The organism is Pseudomonas sp. W15Feb34 (genome assembly GCF_023127765.1).
Classification (GTDB): domain Bacteria; phylum Pseudomonadota; class Gammaproteobacteria; order Pseudomonadales; family Pseudomonadaceae; genus Aquipseudomonas; species Aquipseudomonas synxantha_A.
Genome location: NZ_SPKN01000048.1, coordinates 66,629 through 85,958, shown reverse-complemented (window position 1 = coordinate 85,958; position 19,330 = coordinate 66,629). Strand labels below are relative to the sequence as shown.

The window sequence follows — 19,330 nt, the reverse complement described above, 5'->3', positions numbered from 1 at the left end:
GCCCACGACCCGGCGGGCAACCTGCTGATGCAAGACCGCCCCGGCCCGGACATCGTTGCCGGCAACCGCCTGATGATCCAGGGCGACCGCCATTACGACTACGACGCCTTCGGCAACCTGATCCGCGAGCGGCGCGGTAAGGGCCATCAACTCGTCACCGAATACCGCTACGACTGCCAGCATCGGTTAATCACCATCACAAAGCCGGATGGTCAAACGGCCAGTTACCGCTATGACCCGTTTGGGCGGCGTGTCAGCAAAACCGTGGATGGCAAGACCACGGAGTTTTTCTGGCAAGCCGACAAGCTGATTGCCGAGCACCATGCGGAACGCCACCGCAGCTACATTTACGAACCGAACAGCTTCCGCCCACTGGCGCTATTGGAAGGTTTCGGCCCAAAAGAGACCAAGCCCTACCACTACCAACTCGACCACCTAGGCACGCCGCAAGAACTGACCGACACCGAAGGCGAAATCGTCTGGTCCGCCCACTACCGCGCCTACGGCCAGATCGCCCGCCTGGACGTAGGCAAAATCGACAATCCGGTGCGTTTCCAGGGTCAGTATTTCGATCCGGAAAGCGGGCTGCACTACAACCGCCATCGCTACTACAATCCGGATATTGGTCGTTACCTGACGCCGGATCCGGTGAAGTTGGCGGGTGGGATCAACGCGTACCAGTACGTGCCCAATCCCACAGGGTGGGTGGATCCGCTGGGACTAAGCTGTAAAAAAACAAGCTGCCCTGAAGGGCCTTATAGCGTAATCGTTCCAGGAGGAGGTTTAGCCGCACATGAGGCGGCAGGAGGACATCTTATGGAAAAGCATGTCGGTAGAACGGATCAACAATTGCTTGACCGCTTGAGGCGGGAACCACATATCCCGGCAGCCTCTACTTTTCATGATCGCGCAACAGCTGAACTCGCCATTTCAAAGGTATTGGATAACAATCAAGACAAAATCAAAGACTTCCTACAAGGAAACAACCAGCAGATAGTCATCACTCAACCATCCCAAGAGCCAATAGGCACAAGTTTCAGAAAGAACACTACGACATCTGTACCCGGAAAAGAAATTTACTTAATTATTCGCAGAGACCAAAAAATGCATACTGGATATCGAATTCACACAGGCTTTCCAAACCCATGAACAAAGACTACCCCGAGCTACAGCAATTTCTTGCTGGGTACTTCAATCAAGATTGGGTTGATGATCACAAAAGCGCAAACGACGTAATTGATTTTTTTATCTCGGAATCGTCTGAAGATACGATAGTAATAGTGCTATTAGAGCTAGAAAAGCTGGTATCAGCCAAAAAAACAGAGCAAGAGCTTCAAGACTTTTTACTCTCTGATATCGGCTGTTATTACTATTACCCTAATGAATGGAATGATGGGGAAACGTGGTTAAACCATGTTGCCTTAGCATTAAAGAACGCCATTAAATAATTTTCTGGCCGAGATACGGGGCTGCTAGGCAGCCCCACGCGAGCAAGCTCGCTCGCCACAGGTTCAGCGACGCCTTTAGATCCCCGCCAACGCCAAATCCATCGCAAAGTAGGTAAAAATCAAATCCGCCCCCGCCCGCTTGATCGACCCCAATGTCTCGCGCACCACCCGGTCTTCATCAATCGCCCCCGCCTGTGCGCCAAACTTGATCATCGCGTACTCACCGCTCACCTGATACGCCGCGACGGGCAGGCGTGACGCCTCGCGGATGTCGCGGATGATGTCGAGGTAAGCGCCGGCTGGCTTGACCATCAGCGCATCGGCACCTTCCTGTTCGTCCAGCAGCGATTCGCGCACGGCTTCACGGCGGTTCATCGGGTTCATCTGGTAGCTTTTGCGGTCGCCCTTGAGGGCGCTGCCGCCCGCTTCGCGGAAGGGGCCGTAAAGGGCCGAGGCGAATTTGGTCGAGTAGGCCATGATCGGGATGTGGGTGAAACCGGCGTCGTCGAGGGCGCGGCGGATGGCCTGGACCTGGCCGTCCATGGCGGCGGACGGAGCGATCACGTCGGCGCCGGCGCGGGCAGCGGCCACAGCTTGTTTGCCGAGGTTGACCAGGGTTGCGTCGTTGTCGACATGGGCACCGTGCATCACGCCGCAATGGCCGTGGTCGGTGTATTCGCAGAAGCAGGTGTCAGACATCACAATCATTTCCGGCACCGCGTCCTTGATGATCGAGGACATGCGCGAAACCAGGCCGCGCTCTTTCCAGGTATCGCTGCCGTTGGCGTCGAGGTGGTGGGACACGCCGAAGGTCATTACCGACTTGATGCCGGCACGGGCGTAACGCTCGATCTCGCCGGCCAGTTTCTTCTCCGGGATACGCAGCACGCCCGGCATACTGGTAATCGGCACGAAATCGTCAATTTCTTCTTCAACGAAGATCGGCAACACCAGGTCGTTAAGGGTGAATTCGCTTTCCTGGAACAAGCCACGCAGTTGCGGGGAGCGGCGCAGGCGGCGTGGGCGGGCTTGGGGGAACTGACTGGTCATGGCTTTCCTGAAAAATGGCTGAAATCTTTGGGGCCAAAGCTTATGCCCCCAAGTCCCGGCAACACAAATGCCAAGGGGCCAATAGTGTATTGCCAGGCGCGTAACAATTTATTGATCTAGAGCTGTAGCTGCCCTTGGATACACAGCGCTACGGCGCCGCCGACCCACACCTCATCGCCCTGGCGCTCGATGTGAATACGCCCTGCTCGCCCCATCGCCGTGCCTTGGCTGACCACATAACGGCTGGGCGCCAAGCCCTCGGCGAGCAGCCATTGGGCAACACCTGCGTTCAAACTGCCGGTGGCCGGGTCTTCAGGGGCGCCGTCGCCAGCGATAAAGGCGCGCACTTCAAATTGCGCGTCTACCGCGTCACGCACCGGATCACAGGGAGCGATCACCCCCACGGCCAGGCCCAGCAGTTGCGCATAGTCCGGTTGCAACGCGAGCACCGCGTCACGATCAGCCAGCATCACCGCCAGCCACCCGGCACCATTGTCGACCCACTGGCTGCGCACAATCGCCTCGGGCGCCAGCTTCAATGCCAGACGCACGCGTTCCAGCAACGGCGCCTCCACGACCCCTGCACGCAACAACGGCGGCGCGATAAACGCCAGTTCATCACCTTGGCGGCGGATGCGCACCAGACCGATTTCGCACTCCTGAACAATCTCCTCACCTCGGGGTACACCACCGGCCTGCAACCAGGCGTGGCAACTGCCCAACGTCGGGTGGCCGGCAAACGGCAGTTCCGTGAGGGTGGTGAAAATGCGTACGCGGTAGTCGGCCCGTGGATCCCTGGGTTTCAGCAAAAACGTGGTTTCGCTGAGATTGGTCCAGTTGGCAAAGTCGGCCATCTGCTGATCAGTGAGGCTATCGGCGCCGAGCACCACGGCCAACGGGTTACCTTTAAGCGGTACGCGGCTGAATACATCCAGTTGTTGGAACTCGAAAGTCGACATGCTTCAGCTCGGAATACTCAGGCCACGGATGACCGCCGGACGTGCGACAAAGCCGTCCAATGCGCGCAGTACGTTAGGGAAATCGGCAATGCCCACCAGGTCGCCGGATTCGTAGAAACCGATCAGGTTGCGAATCCAGGGGAAAGTGGCGATGTCGGCAATGCTGTACTCGTCCCCCATGATCCAGGTGCGACCCAGCAGGCGTTTTTCCAGAACGCCCAGCAAGCGCCGGGCTTCAGCGGCGTAGCGGTCACGCGGGCGCTTGTCTTCATAAGACTTGCCGGCGAACTTGTTGAAGAACCCCACCTGGCCGAACATCGGGCCGATCCCGGCCATCTGGAACATCAGCCACTGCAGGGTTTCATAGCGGGTGGCCGGGTCTTCGGAAAGCAACTGGCTGGTCTTTTCCGCCAGGTAGATCAGGATCGCGCCGGACTCGAACAGCGCCAGCGGCTGCCCGCTCGGGCCGTTAGGATCAATGATCGCGGGGATCTTGTTGTTGGGGTTCAGGGACATGAACTCCGGGGACATCTGATCCTGAGTGTCGAAACTGACCTTGTGCGCTTCATAGGGCAGCCCCAGTTCTTCGAGCATGATCGACACCTTGACGCCGTTGGGCGTGGGCAACGAATACAACTGCAGGCGATCCGGGTGCTGGGCAGGCCATTTGCTGTTGATCGGGAAAGCGGCGAGTGCGTTCATCGAGAACCCCCTGGACGGAAAGCCCTCATGATAGTCATCTGCCCGCCACCGTGCATGGGTCATCGTTGCGCAACATTTGCCCACTAGTATCCCCTCTGGGCGAACCAAAACGCCCGATTGCACTCTTAAGAGCGCCCGAAGGGTGAATGGAGGCACCTTGCTATATCGACAGGGAATACCGCAGGACGCTTGCCGCGTCACTGGGGCCGGGCCTGTCCGCCTTAACCCGACGCACGAAGACTCGAACCTATAATGAAGATCAAGCCTCTGCGCCTTGTGCAACGATTCAAACGTTATTCATACATGATGTTGCCGCTGCTGCTGGTCAGCGCGGCCATCGTCACCGCTCTCGACGCCCGTGAAAGCCGTGCCCAACCCGTGGACGGCGTGCAAACCCTGGTATTCCTGCGCCACGGCGAAAAACCGGCCGGTGGCCTGGGCCAGCTCAATTGCCAGGGCCTGAACCGTGCCATGAACCTGGCTACTGTCCTGCCGGAGAAGTTTGGCAAGGCCAACTACGTGTTTGCCGCCAACCCGACACGCAATGTCGAGGAAGGTGAACTGGACAATTCCTACAGCTACATTCGCCCACTGATTACCATCAGCCCCAGCGCGATCAAGCTTGGCCTACCGGTGAACATCGAATTCTCAGCGAATGACACCAGCGCCCTGGCCGAAGAACTGGTCGAGGACAAGTACCGCAACGCGACGATCTACACGGCCTGGTCCCATGGTTACCTGCCGGAGCTGATCAACAAAGTCGCCAGCGAAGCGTCCGGCGAAAAGCACACCCTCACCGATGACTGGTCTGGCAATGACTATGACTCCCTGTACGTATTGACGCTGACCTGGCACAACGGCAAGGCCTCGCTGCTCAGTCGCAACTATAAGCAGGGGCTGAATAACGGCGATGAAACCTGCCCGGATCCGACCCAGGTCAGTGCAGATATCTGAAGCGTGAGCCGCAGGGGCGTATGATGCCCGGCTATCGACTCACCTGCGGATCCTCTTCATGTCCAACCTCGCGTCCTCCCAGCCCAATCGGGGCTGGTCGTTCTGGTACAAGCCTGCCCTGTTTCTGCTGGTGGCCTGCATCGGCCTCTACTATGTGAAATGGTCGCCCTACTACCTCAAGGCGTTTGTAGCGGCGGACAACCACAGCATTGGCGCCTCGATTCTCAATGACCAGCAAAGCTCGCCCCTGACAGCGGCGCTGGCCTACGCCCAAGTGTATTTCCTGGCGATCTGGAAAGCCGCAGTGCTGGCGGTGATCCTCGGTTCATTACTGCAAGTACTGATCCCTCGCGACTGGCTGCTGCGCCTGTTTGGCCGCGCCGGGCTGGGCTCGACCCTGCGCGGCGGGCTATTTGCCTTGCCGGGAATGATGTGCAGTTGCTGTGCAGCGCCAGTGGCGGCGGGCATGCGCCGTCAGCAGGTGTCGGTGGGCGCGGCGCTGGCGTTCTGGATTGCCAACCCGGTGTTGAACCCGGCCACGCTGGTGTTCATGGGGTTTGTGCTGGGCTGGGGTTTCACTGCGTTGCGGCTGGTGGCGGGGATTGTGCTGGTGGTGGGCGTGTCTTTGGTGGCACAGCGCATTGCGCGCCCGGACCAAGTACCGGAAGCCGCGCTGGAAGCCGTTGCCGACGTCAGCACGGCGGAGTCGCAACCGTTCCTGAGCCGCTGGTTACGCACCCTGTGGCAGTTGTTCTGGAGCACTATCCCGGTATATATCCTGGCGGTGCTGATCCTCGGCGCGGCGCGGGTATGGCTGTTCCCCCATGTGGACGGGGCGATGGCCAACAGCCTGGTGTGGCTGGTGCCGCTGGCGATCGTCGGTACGTTATTCGTGATTCCTACAGCGGCAGAAATACCCATCGTACAAACCATGATGACCCTGGGCATGGGCACCGGCCCGGCCGTTGCCCTGCTGATGACCCTGCCGAGCGTGAGCCTGCCGTCGCTGCTGATGCTGCGCAAGGATTTCGATGCACGGGTACTGGTGACGGTGGCCGGGTTGACCATGCTGGTGGGAGTGGTGTGTGGGTTGATTGGGGCGGTGATTCTTTAGATTTTCAGTGGGGCTGATGGCCTCATCGCAGGCAAGCCAGCTCCCACCTTTGTATGTATTCACACTTCAAAAGGTGGGAGCTGGCTTGCCTGCGATGGCGTCCGAAAGATCACCCCACCCGAGCTGCCCGTTCACGCAAATATTCCACCACCGCCTCTTGCTCCCCGGCAAACTCGATCCGAGCGCCTTTGCTCTCGCGCTGGAACGCATACATCGGGTCGTAATACTCGCGCAACAAGCCTTCGATCCACACGCGGTGCAGGTCCACTGCACCGCTGCGCGCCTGTTCCGCCAGGGCGTCCTGCAAAATCGCCTGCAGCCGCTGGAAACGTTCGCCGCCCAGACGCTTGTGAATATTGACCAGGCTTTGGGTCAGGCGCTCGGCAAATAATAGCTGGCCGCGTTCACCAAACACGTCAATGAACTCGGCGCACAGGTCGACCACGTAATCCTTCAGGATGCGCTCGACGCGGCCCTCAACGCTGTCTTCCAGCCACACCATCGCAAACGTCTGCATCCCCTTGTGCAATGGCAGTGGCAGCGCACAGCTGCCGATCATGCGGCTCTCGTCCTCGACCACGAACTGGCCAATGCCCGCTGCGCGTTTCTTCAACAGGTCCACCGCCAGGCGGTTCTCGAAGTCGATATTGGACGGTTGCGCGGTGGCACGCTTGCCGAAGCTGGAACCCCGATGGTTGGCATGGCCCTCCAGGTCCAGGGCGTTGCGCAGTTGACCCAATACCTCCGTCTTGCCGGTACCGGTCATACCGCCAAGCAGCACGAAATCGCATTCAGCGGTCGTCTGTTCCAGGGTCTCCAGCAGGAACGTACGCATTGCCTTGTAGCCACCGCCGACACGCGGATACTCGATGCCCGCTTCGGTTTTCAACCATTGCTGCACGATCTGCGAACGCAGCCCACCACGAAAGCAGTACAGGTAGCCATCCGGATTAGCCTGGGCAAACTGCGCCCATTGCTCGATGCGCTCGGCCTTGATCGATCCAGAGACCAGCTCATGGCCCAGGACGATTGCAGCTTGCTGGCCTTGCTGCTTGTAGCAGGTGCCCACCCGCTGGCGCTCGTCGTCGGTCATCAGCGGCAGGTTGACCACCCCGGGGAACGCGCCCTTGACGAATTCGACCGGCGCGCGGGTATCCATCATCGGCCGGTCATTGAGGAAGATGTCGCGGTAATCGGTGATGTCAGTTGCCATCAAATCACCTCTACCGCGTTGGTCTGTCGCTCAAGCAGTTCGCCGATTGGCTCAAGGTTCAGGCCCAGTTCGGCGGCTACCGCGTGAAACTCGCTATCGCCTTCGGGGGTGACGGCGATCAGCAGGCCACCGCTGGTCTGTGGGTCGCACAGCACGCGCTTGTGCAACTCCTGCACGCGCCCGAGCTTGCTGGCGTAGCTGTCGAAGTTGCGCAAGGTGCCGCCCGGTACGCAGCCCTGGTCCAGGTAGTACTCAACCCCTGGCAGACGTGGGACTTTTGCATACTCGATGCGGGCCGTCAGGCCACTGCCGTCAGCCATTTCCACCAAGTGGCCGAGCAGGCCGAAACCGGTAACGTCTGTCATCGCAGTGACACCGGCCAACTTGCCGAAACGGCTGCCAGGCTTGTTGAGGGTGCACATCCAGTCACGGGCCAGGCCGACGTCGGCCTCGCGCAACTTGCCCTTCTTTTCGGCGGTGGTGAGGATACCGATGCCCAAAGGCTTGGTCAGGTACAGCTTGCAGCCGGCAGTGGCAGTGTCGTTGCGCTTCATGTGGCGCTTTTGCACGATCCCGGTAACGGCCAGGCCAAAGATCGGCTCCGGGGCGTCAATGGAATGCCCACCCGCCAGCGGGATACCGGCAGCGTCGCACACCGAACGGCCCCCGCGGATGACTTCGCGGGCAATCTCCGGCGCCAGCACGTTGACCGGCCAGCCAAGAATAGCGATGGCCATCAAGGGGTCGCCGCCCATGGCATAAATGTCGCTGATGGCATTGGTGGCAGCGATGCGGCCGAAGTCGAAGGGATCGTCGACTATCGGCATGAAAAAGTCCGTGGTGGAGACCACGCCGCGCTCGTCGTCAATGGCGTATACCGCCGCATCATCGCGTGAAGCGTTGCCCACCCACAGGTTGGGGTCCAGGTTCTGTGCGCCACTGCCGGCAAGGATCACCTCCAACACCTGGGGCGAAATCTTGCAGCCGCAACCCGCACCGTGGCTGTACTGGGTAAGGCGAATCGGCTCGTTCATGGAAGACCTCAAGCTATCAAGTGGGCCGATTCTAACAGACAGCAAAAGGCCGGCTGGGCTCTTGTGAGCGCAGCCGGCCTTTTGGGTCAGCGGTTACTCGCGGGCAGCGAGCAAACGCTTGTGGCGATTACGCCGTGCGATGTTCAGGCATTCGATAGCCGCCGAGAACGCCATGGCCGCATACACGTAGCCTTTTGGCACGTGGGCGCCGAAGCCTTCGGCGATCAGCGTCATGCCGATCATGATCAAAAAGCCCAGGGCCAGCATCACCACGGTCGGGTTGTCATTGATGAACTTGGCCAACGGTTCGGCCGCCACCAGCATCACGATCACCGAGGTCACCACGGCAATGATCATGATAGGCAAGTGCTCGGTCATGCCCACGGCAGTGATGATACTGTCGATGGAGAACACCAGGTCGAGCAACAGGATCTGCCCGATGGCCGCCGCGAAGCCGATGGCCACGGTGTTGCCAACCGTTGCTTTCTCTTCAGGCTCCGGGTCCATGCTGTGATGGATTTCGGTGGTTGCCTTCCACACCAGGAACAGGCCACCGGCGATCAGGATCATGTCCTTCCAGGAGAACGCCTGGCCGAACACTTCAAACACCGGCGCCGTCAACTGCACGATGAAGGCGATGGTGCTCAACAGGCCCAGGCGCAATACCAGCGCCATGCTGATACCGATGCGCCGCGCCTTGGCCCGGTGCTGCTCGGGTAGTTTGTTGGTGAGGATCGAGATAAAGATCAGGTTATCGATGCCCAGCACGATTTCCATGACGATCAAGGTAGCCAGTGCGACCCAGGCGGTGGGGCTGGCGGCCAGTTGTAAAAGGTAATCCATAGGTCAGTCCTGACGTGGTAGTGCTTGGAAATTAGGTTTCTTGGGTGTTCGATTCAGCGTCTTTTTCTTCCTGATCATCTTTCTTCTGCGGATTGATCAAGCCCTGGGTCGCTTCACTCAATGCCTGCTCGGCAGCCTTCTGGGTGTCATCGATCGCTTGCTTGGCCGATTCGCTGGCTTTGCCCAACACTTGCTGCGCGCTTTTCTCGACCTGATCACAACCGCCGATCATCACCAATGAAAGCGCAAGCAGCGACGCCGCGCCCAGGGAATTGAGTTTCATGCTGTATTCCTCATTAGAACCATTGGGTCCAAATAGTGGCCCCGCGATAGCGAGGCATTCTATGCAGGCAAACAGTTCAGTAAAATTCGTATTTTTCTCGCGTATACTTCGATTTTTACGAAGTGTAGACCGCGATGCTCAATTATCGACAACTGCATTACTTTTGGGTGGTGGCCAAGACTGGGAGCATCGTGCGCGCCTGCGAACAACTGAACCTCACGCCCCAGACTATCAGCGGGCAGATCAGCCTATTGGAGCAAACCTTTGGCATTGCTCTGTTTCAGCGGGTGGGGCGCCAGCTTGAGCTGACCGAAGCCGGGCGCCAGGCGCTGCCCTACGCCGAGCAGATGTTCCAGACGGGCAACGAACTTGAGACGATGCTGCGCGCTCAGCCCGATGAGCAACAGATCCCGTTCAGGGTCGGCGTGGCGGATGTGGTGCCAAAATCCATCGTCTACCGCCTGATCGCCCCCACCATGGAGCTGAGCGAACCGCTGCGCATCACCTGCCGCGAAGACAAACTCGAACGTTTACTCGCCGACCTGGCGATCCAGCGCCTGGACCTGGTGATTTCCGACAGCCCGATGCCGAGCCATCTGGACATCAAGGGCTACAGCCAGAAACTGGGGGAATGCGGCATCAGTTTTTTCGCCACCCAGGCGTTGGCTGACCAGCATGGCGGCGATTTCCCACAGTGTTTGCACGGTGCGCCGTTATTGATTCCGGGGGCAGAGACCGTAGTGCGCAGCCGGTTGCAGCGCTGGTTTGCCGAGCAGCAGATTCAACCGCGGATCATCGGTGAATTCGACGACAGTGCGTTGATGCAAGCGTTTGGGCAATCCGGCAGCGGAATCTTCATCGCCCCCAGCGTGATTGCCGATGAGGTGGTGCGCCAATACGGCGTGGCGCTGATCGGCCAGACCGACGCGGTGACCGAGTCGTTCTATGCGATCTCGGTGGAGCGCAAGGTCAAGCACCCCGGCATCGTGGCGATTACCGAAGGGGCAAGACGCGAGTTGTTTACCGCCCTGCCCTGAAAAAACTGCACGCCCCTTTGATCAGGCGCTGGCCGCGCGAGGTTTGGCGCTCATCAGCCACAGTGCGAGCAGGATCGACACCAGGATGAACCCTGAGGCGGCAAAGCCCAGGCTGCCCAGGCCCAGGGTGTCAATCACATGCCCACCCACCATTGCACCCAGGCCAATGCCGAGATTGGCCCCGGCGATATTCAGCGAGGCGGCAAACGCCGGCGCGTGGGGCGCCGCCTTCATCAATCGCACATGGCTGACCAGGAACATCGCCGCCTGGGTCACGCCCCATACCGCCATCGCTGCCGCCAGGCCAATGGTGGAATGAATCGCCGGCACCACTGCCACCATGCCCGCGATCATAAACCCGCAGAACACTATGGACGCAATCAAGGGGTGACGATCCACCGCGCGCCCGCCGAGGGAATTGCCGATCAGCCCGACCGCGCCGAAGCCCATCAGGCACCACCCCACCAGCGTGCCGTCGAACCCTGCCAGGCGCTCAAGGATATCCGCCAGGTAGGTATAGGCGGTGAACATGCCGCTGAAGACCAGGATCGACAGCAGGATGTGGCCCTGCATCACCGGGCTGCGCAGGATCTTGAATTGCGAGCGCAAGGTGACTTGCTCGTTCTTTGCCTGGGTGACCGGCAGGTAAATGAACAGCAATAACGCCTTGGCCAGGGCAATCACCGCAAGCACTGCAAAGGCGGTGCGCCAACCGAACATATCGGCAATCAGCGTGCCTACCGGAATCCCGAACACGGTGGCGCAGACGATGCCGAAGCCGATTTTTCAATGGCACGCCCGGCGAATTCAGGGCCGACAATGTCCACCGCCGTTTCGCTGGCCAAGGCCCAAAACACCGGCAAGCCCAACGCCGGAATCAAGCGAGCCAGGGACATTATCCAAATATTGGGCGCCAATGCCGCCACGGTATTGGCCACCGCAAACATGATCAGGATGCTGATAAACAGACGCTTGCGCTGGAACCGCGCGCAGTAGGCGGTCAGGAAGGGGCCGAACGCCGCCACGGTAAACGCGAAGAGCGTCACCAGCAGCCCGGCCTGGGACACACTGACATTCAGGTCCCGGGCGATCGAGGGCAACAAGCCGACGATCACGAATTCTGTGGTCAGCACGGTAAAACCGGCTGCCGACAGCAGCAAGATAGGGAACAACATGCAAACTCCAGAAACAGCGACATCAACGACAGCCCGAAGGGCTCGCTGATAGAGAGGAAAGATGAGAGGGGTGAATCTTAACAGAACATGTCGGGGCTTGACCAAATCCGACGTAAACGGGTGACGGAATGCCGCAGCGAACGAGACGCGTCCTACAGCATGCTAGACTTCGCGCCTGCTTCCTACAGTACTTTCTGCCTGCAATGCTGTGCCCTACTAAAAAAACTAGAGACAACTCTTTATGACTGCTGCCCCTTCCCTGTTGCAACGTTTAATGCGCGTCAGCCTGGTCACCCAAATTGTCATCGGCCTGATCGCCGGGATCGTGCTGGCCTTGCTGTTCCCCGAGGCCGCACGCGCCACGGGCTTTATCGGCAAGGTGTTTGTCACGGCGCTGAAGGCCGTCGCGCCGATCCTGGTGTTTGTGCTGGTCATGGCCTCGATTGCCAACCATAAGCATGGCCAGGAAACCCATATCCGCCCGATCCTGTTCCTGTACCTGCTCGGCACCTTTTCCGCCGCCGTGGTCGCAGTGGTCGCCAGCACGTTGTTCCCCTCCTCTCTGGTACTGGCCACCCATGACGCCACGGTGAGCGCTCCCGGCGGCATTGGCGAGGTGCTGCAAAGCCTGTTGCTCAGCGTGGTGGATAACCCGGTCAGCGCACTGATGAATGCCAACTTCATCGGTATCCTGGCCTGGGCCATCGGCATGGGTGTCGCCATTCGCCATGCCGGTGAAACCACCCGCACGGTGCTGGACGACCTGTCCAACGGCGTGACCCTGATCGTACGCGTGGTCATCCGCTTCGCCCCGCTGGGCATCTTCGGCCTGGTGGCCTCGACCCTGGCCACCTCCGGTTTCGGCGCCCTGCTCGGCTATGCGCACCTGCTGGTGGTGTTGATCGGCTGCATGGTGTTCGTCGCGCTGGTGATCAACCCTGCCATCGTGTTCTGGAAACTGCGCCGCAACCCGTACCCATTGGTGCTGATGTGCTTGCGTGAAAGCGGCATCACCGCCTTCTTCACCCGCAGCTCGGCGGCGAACATTCCGGTCAACCTGGCGTTGAGCAAGCGCCTGGGCCTGCATGAAGACACCTATTCGGTGTCGATTCCGCTCGGTGCCACCATTAATATGGCCGGTGCGGCAATCACCATCACCGTGCTAAGCCTGGCGGCCGTGCACACCCTCGGGATTGCCGTGGACCTGCCGACCGCGGTGCTGCTCAGCGTGGTCGCGGCCATTTGCGCCTGTGGGGCCTCCGGTGTAGCGGGCGGCTCGCTGCTGCTGATTCCACTGGCGTGCAGCCTGTTCGGCATTCCAAGTGAAATCGCCATGCAGGTGGTGGCCGTCGGTTTCATCATTGGCGTCCTGCAGGATTCGGCGGAAACGGCGCTGAATTCGTCTACCGATGTGTTGTTTACTGCGGCGGCGTGCCTGGGCAAGGAAGAACAGGCAGCTTAAACGCCTCGCAAAAAAAGCCCGGTGCCGTTCATTCACGAACGACACCGGGCTTTTTTATGCTTACCGGTTTAGAACGCGCCCATGTAATCGCGCTTGCCCACTTCCACACCGTTATGACGCAGCAGGGCGTAAGCGGTGGTGACGTGGAAGAAGAACTGCGGCAGGCCGTAGGTCAACAGGTAGGACTGGCCGCTGAAGCGCTTCTCTTTCGGCGTGCCTGGGCGGGTGACGATCTCGATGCCTTCCTTGCCATCGATCTGCTCGGGCTTGATGGTGTCGACAAACGCCAGGACCTTGGCGATCAACGCTTGCAGGTCGGCGAAGGTGACTTCAGTGTCTTCGTACTTGGGCACTTCGATCTCGGCCAGGCGTGCCGACACGCCTTTGGCGAAGTCCACGGCGATCTGTACCTGGCGCACCAGTGGGAACATATCCGGGAACAGGCGCGCTTGCAGCAGGGCATTGGGCTCGATGTTCTTTGCAGTAGCGTGGGCTTCGGCTTTGTTCAGCACATCGCTCAATGCGTTGAGCATTTGCTTGAAGACTGGGATAGAAGCGGCGTACAGGGAAATAGTCATGTCAGTCTCACGATAATGGCAGGGTTGGAACCAGCGGCGATTATAGCCATGCCCGGCGCTTGTCTTTTATTTTTTGAGGATTACGCTGGTGACCTTCACTGCATAGGGAACGCGCGATGACCGCCGAACATGACACCGACACCCCTGAGCCGCGCCTGAACAGCACGGAAATCCGCATCCTCGGCTGCCTGATCGAAAAACAGGCGACCCACCCCGAAACCTATCCCCTGACACTCAACGCCCTGGTGCTGGCCTGCAATCAGAAAACCAGCCGTGAGCCAGTGATGAACCTCAGCCAGGGCCAGGTCGGCCAAAGCCTGCGCGCGCTGGAGGGCCAAGGCTTTACCCGCCTGGTGATGGGTAGCCGTGCCGACCGCTGGGAACACCGTGTGGACAAGGCGTTGGAACTGGTGCCGGCCCAAGTGATCTTGACCGGGTTGCTGTTTCTGCGGGGGCCGCAGACGGTCAACGAGTTGCTGACCCGTAGCGGGCGTATGCATGACTTTGAAGATGCCGAGCAGGTCGTTCACCAGCTGGAACGCCTGATTGCCCGAGGGTTGGCGGTATTGGTGCCGCGCCAGGCGGGCCAGCGGGAAGATCGGTATACCCACGCGCTGGGGGATCCGGCGGATATTGAAGCGATCATGACCGCGCGAGGCAATCCAGTAGAGCGTAGCGCGGGGGCTGTTTCGGTGGAACGGATCGAAGAGCTGGAAGCGCGGATTTCCGCACTGGAAGAACGGCTGGCGCAGTTGGAACAGGTATAACGCAGATAAACATGTGGGAGCTGGCTTGCCTGCGATAGTGGTGCATCAGTTAAGAATCCATTGACTGACACACCTTATTCGCGAGCAAGCCCCACAGTGGATTTGTGTAAGTTTTTAGCTTCGGGCGAAGGCTACTGCCGCCTCGAACTGCTCCTGAGTCGGGCGCACGCCTGTATAAAGCACAAACTGCTCCAATGCCTGGATCGCGATGACCTCCAACCCGGTAATCACCCGCTTGCCCTTGGCACGGCCACGCACGATCAACGGTGTTTCAGCCGGAATTGCCACCACATCAAAAACAGTTTCTGCCTGATCAATCGCGTCGGCATCGAACGCCAATGCATCCGCCTCGGCCCCGCCTGTCATACCAATGGGCGTCACATTGATCAGCATTTGTGGACGCAGGTCGCCCAGGTCCGCCTGCCACTCATACCCCAGGTTGCTGGCCAATGCCCGGCCCGCCACCTCATTGCGCGCTACGATCACACCGTTGGCATAACCGCCATCACGCAAGGCGCTGGCCACCGCCTTGGCCATGCCGCCGCTGCCACGCAGGGCGAAGGTGGAATCTTTCGGCACGGCGTGCTTCTTCAGCAGTTGCTCGACAGCAATGTAATCGGTGTTGTAAGCCTTGAGATGACCGTTGGTGTTGACGATAGTGTTCAGCGAGTCAATGGCTTGAACCGAATCGTCGAGTTCGTCCACCAGCGCGATGGCCGCCTCCTTGAACGGCATGGAAACCCCACAACCCCGCACACCCAAGGCTCGGATGCCACCGATCGCGCCGGCTAAATCCTGGCTGCTGAAGGCTTTATAGTAGAAATTCAGCCCCAGCTGTTCATACAGATGGTTATGAAAACGCAGGCCAAAGTTCCCAGGGCGCGCCGACAGCGACATGCACAGCTGGGTGTCCTTGTTGGGATGCATCTGCATGGGTAACTCCTTGAAGTAAGCAAATCGGTACAGACCTTACACAACCTTTACCTACTGGCCGTGCTGTTTTTTTGAAATACGTTGTCTTAAAAGTATCCCCGCGACAATCCTTGGGTCTATTGATTGCAGACCACAAGCGCAGGGGCTAACCGAGGAATGACCATGATGCGTAAAATCCCCAGAATCGCCTTGCTTATCGGCGCACTTGCGATGGCCGGCCAAGCCTCCGCCCACGGTGGTGGTTGGGGTGGCCCGGCAGTGTTGGGTGCACTTGTGGGCGCGGCAGTCGTCGGCTCCGTGGTTGCCAGCCAGCCTCGTGAGGTCTATGTGCAACAGCCGGTGTATGTGCAACCGCAGCCAGTGTATGCCGCCCCACCGCCGGTCTATTACGCGCCGCCACCACCGGTGTACGTGCAGCAGCAGGTTTACTATCGCCCGGCGCCGGTCTACTACGGGCCTCCCCGTGGCTATTATGGCCCGCCTCGCGGCTACTACGGCCCTCCCCACGGCTACTACCGGCACGGTTGGTAAGTTTCAATTGACTTGAGTGGAACAGGCCTCGCCCACATGCGGGGCCTTTTTTTGCCTGGAACGTCCGGTTTAATCCTGCCAATGTCGCTATGACGACAATCCCACAGTACAAGAGTCGCATATCCTCTTGATCGGCCCAGGCGTGCGCTGTCATGGTTGCGTCATAAAACAGTCTCACTATCGACCCGGTCCACCAATAACAATTAAGGACGAACGAACATGCCCACCCAGAATCCGCACCGCACCGCCGGCCTCTGCACGTCCAGCAAGGTCTACAGCGCCTTGACCGAGCTCAAGCACCTTGAAGGCCATCGCAGCGCGAAGTTCCTGGCGCTGTTGGCTGAAAACCTGGTGCGCAAGGGGCTGCTCAGTGAACACGAAGTGGTGAACATGCTCGACCAGGTGGTGGATTAACGCCTGGCGTTGATGTCGACTATCGAGCCAGGTGATTTTTCCTGGATAGCGACACCCCTTAAGGTGGCCTCCATAGCGATTGGAGGTCCTTATGCCCACTGTTCAAATCATGTCTGTCATCGGTAGCGCCGTTCCCACCCCTCTGCGCAAGCTCGGCTTGCTTGCCTGCTGGTACGTGGTACGTGATGGCGAGCCTATCAGCGGCCCGCTCACTTCGTTGTCTGACGCCGAAACACAACGCCGGCTGGCGGCCGACTTCAGGCTCCAGGCCTGAGACCTAAGGCAAGGGCAACTTGACCCGCGGCTTGGTTTCGGCGAACAACGCCCAGCACGACATGAACAAGGCCGCCACCAGCGGCCCGATCACGAAGCCGTTGAGGCCAAACACCGACAAGCCGCCCAGGGTCGAGATCAGGATCAGGTAGTCCGGCATCTTGGTATCTTTGCCCACCAGGACCGGACGCAGCACGTTGTCCACAAGGCCAATCACGAATACGCCAAAAAGCCCCAGCACCACGCCTTGCCAGATGGCGCCGCTCAACAGGAAATAAACGGCCACTGGCGCCCAGACAATCCCTGCGCCCACCGCCGGCAACAAGGACAGGAACGCCATCAGTACCGCCCAGAGCAACGCACTGGGGATATCCAGGAACCAGAAGATCAAACCACCCAGCGCACCCTGGGTCACGGCCACCAGTACGTTGCCCTTGACCGTGGCCCGCACCACCCGGTTGAACTTGAGTTGCAGGCGGCGCTTTTGCGGCTCGGCCAATGGCACCGCCGTGCGCACCTTGCGCACCAGCTCGGGGCCATCGCGCAGCAGGAAGAACAGCAGGTACAGCATGATGAAAAAGCTCACCAGGAAATCAAAGGTGCCCTGGCCGAAGCTGAACGCCTGGGAAGCGAAGAACTGACTGCCCTGCATCGCCCCCTTGACCACCTTTTCGCGCAGCCCTTCCAGGTTGCCCATGCCAAAGCGATCGAGCAGTTGCTGGAAGTACGGCGGCAGGAAGTTCTTGAATTGCTCGATGTAACCGGCCACGTCGAGCTTGCCGCTTTCGACGTTTTTATACAGCGTGGCCCCCTCTTGAACCAGCAACGCACTGGTAATGATGACGGGCAGAATCGCGATCACCAGGCACACCATCAAAGTGGTCAGGGAGGTCAGGTTGCGGTTCCAACTGAAGCGCTGCTGCAGGCGGCGCTGCATCGGCGCGAAGATGATGCCGAGGATCACTGCCCAGAACACCGCGCCATAGAACGGCAGCAATATCCAGATAAAGGCGATGGTCACCAGCGCCAGCAATAGCAGCAGGGTTTTGAATTGCAGGTTGGTTTGATTCATGTCCGGTCCATATGAGAAAAGCCGGGCCGGTGTCAGCCCTGTTGCTTAGTCCGCGGCGAAACCTGGGAGTGCCCTTGTTTATCGAACAAGCATAGATCGGCTTGTTTAGACCTGGGTCAATAAACCATGACCGCCCCTGCACTACCCTCGCGCCTTTTTGCGACCCACGCCCATGCCCCCGATGATTGCCCCCGAACTGCTCGCTCCCGCCGGCACCCTGAAAAACATGCGCTACGCCTTCGCCTACGGTGCCGATGCGGTTTACGCCGGCCAACCACGCTACAGCCTGCGCGTGCGCAACAACGAATTCGACCACGCCAACCTCGCCCTCGGCATCCAGGAAGCCCATGCGCAAGGCAAGCGTTTCTATGTGGTGGTGAACATTGCGCCACACAACGCCAAGCTCAAGACCTTCCTCAAGGACCTGGCGCCGGTGATCGCCATGGGCCCGGATGCGCTGATCATGTCCGACCCTGGGCTAATCATGCTGGTGCGCCAGCATTTCGCGCAGATGCCGATTCATCTGTCGGTACAAGCCAACACGGTGAACTGGGCCAGCGTGCAATTCTGGCAGCAGCAAGGCATTGGCCGGGTGATCCTGTCGCGGGAACTGTCCCTGGAAGAAATCGGCGAGATCCGCCAGCACGTACCGACCATGGAACTGGAGGTGTTCGTACATGGCGCCCTGTGCATGGCCTATTCCGGGCGCTGCCTGCTGTCGGGCTACATGAACAAGCGCGACGCCAACCAGGGCACCTGCACCAATGCCTGCCGCTGGAAATACCAGGCCACGCCGGCAGTGGAGAACGCGACCGGCGACATCGTCCAGCACCATCAGCCGACGCTGGGGCTCGGCACACCCACCGACCAGGTATTCCTGTTACAGGAAGCCAACCGTCCCGATGAGCAAATGCCGGCCTTTGAAGACGAACATGGCACGTACATCATGAACGCCAAAGACTTGCGCGCCGTGCAGCACGTGGAGCGCCTGGCGCAGATGGGCGTGCACTCATTGAAGATCGAGGGCCGCACCAAATCCCACTTCTATTGCGCACGCACCACCCAGGTGTATCGCCAGGCGATCGACGACGCGGTGGCCGGGCGCGCGTTTGATCGCGGCTTGATGACCAATCTGGAGTCCCTGGCCCAGCGCGGCTACACCGAAGGTTTCCTGCGTCGGCATGTGCACGACGAATACCAGAACTACCAGAACGGCAGCTCGGTGTCCGAGCGCCAGCAGTTTGTTGGGGAATTGACCGGCGAACGCCGCGGGGAGTTGGCCGAGGTCAAGGTGAAGAATCGCTTTGCCGCGGGCGATCACCTGGAATTGATGACGCCCGCCGGCAACTTTCACTTTGACTTGGCCACCTTGCACAACGCCAAGGGGCAAGCCATTGAGGTGGCGCCGGGGGATGGGCACACGGTGTATGTGCCCTTGCCGGTCGAGATGGACCTGCGTTTTGGCCTACTGATGCGCGATTTGTAGAA

The 19,330-nt window shown here is 59.6% G+C and carries 21 protein-coding genes and 1 pseudogene; 11 read left to right on the top strand and 11 right to left on the bottom strand.

Translation table 11 applies throughout. The features are described 5' to 3' along the window. Together E4O97_RS25795 and E4O97_RS25790 are read left to right on the top strand one after the other, a co-directional pair. A partial coding sequence (locus tag E4O97_RS25795) for an RNase A-like domain-containing protein (RefSeq protein ID WP_248162654.1) occupies positions 1-1,149 on the top strand: 1,149 nt, incomplete at its 5' end. Continuing rightward, positions 1,146-1,448 (top strand): contact-dependent growth inhibition system immunity protein, encoded by a 303-nt coding sequence (locus E4O97_RS25790; RefSeq protein WP_078820861.1) that lies wholly within the window; start codon positions 1,146-1,148, stop codon positions 1,446-1,448. The genes E4O97_RS25795 and E4O97_RS25790, both read left to right, overlap by 4 nt. Positions 1,449-1,523: 75 nt before the next feature. On the opposite strand, the gene hemB is transcribed toward E4O97_RS25790, so the two are convergent. The 3 genes from hemB to E4O97_RS25775 form a co-directional block, all read right to left on the bottom strand. After that, the gene (gene hemB / locus E4O97_RS25785; RefSeq protein WP_005786915.1) at positions 1,524-2,498 is read right to left on the bottom strand and encodes a porphobilinogen synthase; all 975 of its coding nucleotides are present in this window, start codon (positions 2,496-2,498) and stop codon (positions 1,524-1,526) included. Between the two features lie 116 nt (positions 2,499-2,614). Beyond that, entirely contained in the window at positions 2,615-3,457 is an 843-nt protein-coding gene (locus E4O97_RS25780; RefSeq protein ID WP_248162651.1) for a PhzF family phenazine biosynthesis protein, read from the bottom strand. A 3-nt stretch (positions 3,458-3,460) separates the two neighbouring features. Further along, positions 3,461-4,159 carry a glutathione S-transferase N-terminal domain-containing protein gene (locus E4O97_RS25775; protein ID WP_216091024.1) on the bottom strand — a complete coding sequence of 233 codons (699 nt, stop codon included), beginning with the start codon at positions 4,157-4,159 and terminating at the stop codon, positions 3,461-3,463. Positions 4,160-4,411: 252 nt separating this feature from the next. Here E4O97_RS25775 and E4O97_RS25770 point away from each other — a divergent pair, with 252 nt between their 5' ends. Both E4O97_RS25770 and E4O97_RS25765 read left to right on the top strand, forming a co-directional pair. Then, positions 4,412-5,113 carry a hypothetical protein gene (locus E4O97_RS25770; RefSeq protein WP_005786910.1) on the top strand — a complete coding sequence of 234 codons (702 nt, stop codon included), beginning with the start codon at positions 4,412-4,414 and terminating at the stop codon, positions 5,111-5,113. Positions 5,114-5,171: 58 nt separating this feature from the next. Next, positions 5,172-6,227, top strand: a complete 1,056-nt coding sequence (locus E4O97_RS25765; RefSeq protein WP_248162648.1) for a permease — start codon at positions 5,172-5,174, stop codon at positions 6,225-6,227. A gap of 109 nt (positions 6,228-6,336) precedes the next feature. On the opposite strand, the gene mnmH is transcribed toward E4O97_RS25765, so the two are convergent. From mnmH to E4O97_RS25745, 4 genes are all read right to left on the bottom strand, one after another. Further along, positions 6,337-7,440 (bottom strand): tRNA 2-selenouridine(34) synthase MnmH, encoded by a 1,104-nt coding sequence (mnmH, locus tag E4O97_RS25760; protein ID WP_078820857.1) that lies wholly within the window; start codon positions 7,438-7,440, stop codon positions 6,337-6,339. After that, positions 7,440-8,474 (bottom strand): selenide, water dikinase SelD, encoded by a 1,035-nt coding sequence (gene selD, locus E4O97_RS25755; RefSeq protein WP_078820856.1) that lies wholly within the window; start codon positions 8,472-8,474, stop codon positions 7,440-7,442. Before selD ends, mnmH begins: the two co-directional genes overlap by 1 nt. Positions 8,475-8,567: 93 nt before the next feature. Then, positions 8,568-9,317 carry a TerC family protein gene (locus tag E4O97_RS25750; protein ID WP_005786902.1) on the bottom strand — a complete coding sequence of 250 codons (750 nt, stop codon included), beginning with the start codon at positions 9,315-9,317 and terminating at the stop codon, positions 8,568-8,570. Positions 9,318-9,348: 31 nt separating this feature from the next. Beyond that, positions 9,349-9,600, bottom strand: a complete 252-nt coding sequence (locus tag E4O97_RS25745; RefSeq protein ID WP_005786899.1) for a hypothetical protein — start codon at positions 9,598-9,600, stop codon at positions 9,349-9,351. A 134-nt stretch (positions 9,601-9,734) separates the two neighbouring features. Between E4O97_RS25745 and nhaR the strand changes: the two genes are divergently transcribed. Further along, positions 9,735-10,637, top strand: a complete 903-nt coding sequence (gene nhaR / locus E4O97_RS25740; protein ID WP_032876794.1) for a transcriptional activator NhaR — start codon at positions 9,735-9,737, stop codon at positions 10,635-10,637. Between the two features lie 21 nt (positions 10,638-10,658). Here the strand turns inward: nhaR and E4O97_RS25735 are convergent. Continuing rightward, positions 10,659-11,812 (bottom strand): annotated as a pseudogene (locus E4O97_RS25735) (MFS transporter). Positions 11,813-12,053: 241 nt separating this feature from the next. Here E4O97_RS25735 and sstT point away from each other — a divergent pair. After that, positions 12,054-13,274, top strand: coding sequence for a serine/threonine transporter SstT (gene sstT, locus E4O97_RS25730; protein WP_078820854.1), 1,221 nt, complete (start codon positions 12,054-12,056; stop codon positions 13,272-13,274). A 68-nt stretch (positions 13,275-13,342) separates the two neighbouring features. On the opposite strand, the gene E4O97_RS25725 is transcribed toward sstT, so the two are convergent. After that, on the bottom strand, positions 13,343-13,852 hold the full coding sequence (locus tag E4O97_RS25725) for a DUF1993 domain-containing protein (protein WP_005786889.1): 510 nt from the start codon (positions 13,850-13,852) through the stop codon (positions 13,343-13,345). Positions 13,853-13,968: 116 nt separating this feature from the next. Here E4O97_RS25725 and E4O97_RS25720 point away from each other — a divergent pair, with 116 nt between their 5' ends. After that, positions 13,969-14,619, top strand: coding sequence for a DUF480 domain-containing protein (locus E4O97_RS25720; protein WP_248162646.1), 651 nt, complete (start codon positions 13,969-13,971; stop codon positions 14,617-14,619). 114 nt (positions 14,620-14,733) lie between these two features. Here E4O97_RS25720 and E4O97_RS25715 read toward each other — a convergent pair whose 3' ends face one another. Beyond that, positions 14,734-15,552, bottom strand: coding sequence for a shikimate 5-dehydrogenase (locus E4O97_RS25715; protein ID WP_103735439.1), 819 nt, complete (start codon positions 15,550-15,552; stop codon positions 14,734-14,736). Positions 15,553-15,708: 156 nt separating this feature from the next. Here E4O97_RS25715 and E4O97_RS25710 point away from each other — a divergent pair, with 156 nt between their 5' ends. From E4O97_RS25710 to E4O97_RS25700, 3 genes are all read left to right on the top strand, one after another. Continuing rightward, on the top strand, positions 15,709-16,083 hold the full coding sequence (locus tag E4O97_RS25710; RefSeq protein WP_078820851.1) for a hypothetical protein: 375 nt from the start codon (positions 15,709-15,711) through the stop codon (positions 16,081-16,083). A 219-nt stretch (positions 16,084-16,302) separates the two neighbouring features. Next, positions 16,303-16,497, top strand: a complete 195-nt coding sequence (locus E4O97_RS25705) for a hypothetical protein (protein ID WP_003190284.1) — start codon at positions 16,303-16,305, stop codon at positions 16,495-16,497. 91 nt (positions 16,498-16,588) lie between these two features. After that, positions 16,589-16,771 (top strand): hypothetical protein, encoded by a 183-nt coding sequence (locus tag E4O97_RS25700; protein ID WP_005786881.1) that lies wholly within the window; start codon positions 16,589-16,591, stop codon positions 16,769-16,771. Positions 16,772-16,774: 3 nt separating this feature from the next. On the opposite strand, the gene E4O97_RS25695 is transcribed toward E4O97_RS25700, so the two are convergent. Next, a complete protein-coding gene (locus E4O97_RS25695) occupies positions 16,775-17,842 on the bottom strand; it encodes an AI-2E family transporter (RefSeq protein WP_005786879.1) in 1,068 nt (355 codons plus the stop codon). Positions 17,843-18,014: 172 nt separating this feature from the next. On the opposite strand from E4O97_RS25695, the gene yegQ reads away from it, so the two are divergent. After that, a complete protein-coding gene (gene yegQ, locus E4O97_RS25690; protein WP_216091018.1) occupies positions 18,015-19,328 on the top strand; it encodes a tRNA 5-hydroxyuridine modification protein YegQ in 1,314 nt (437 codons plus the stop codon). Positions 19,329-19,330: the final 2 nt, after the last annotated feature.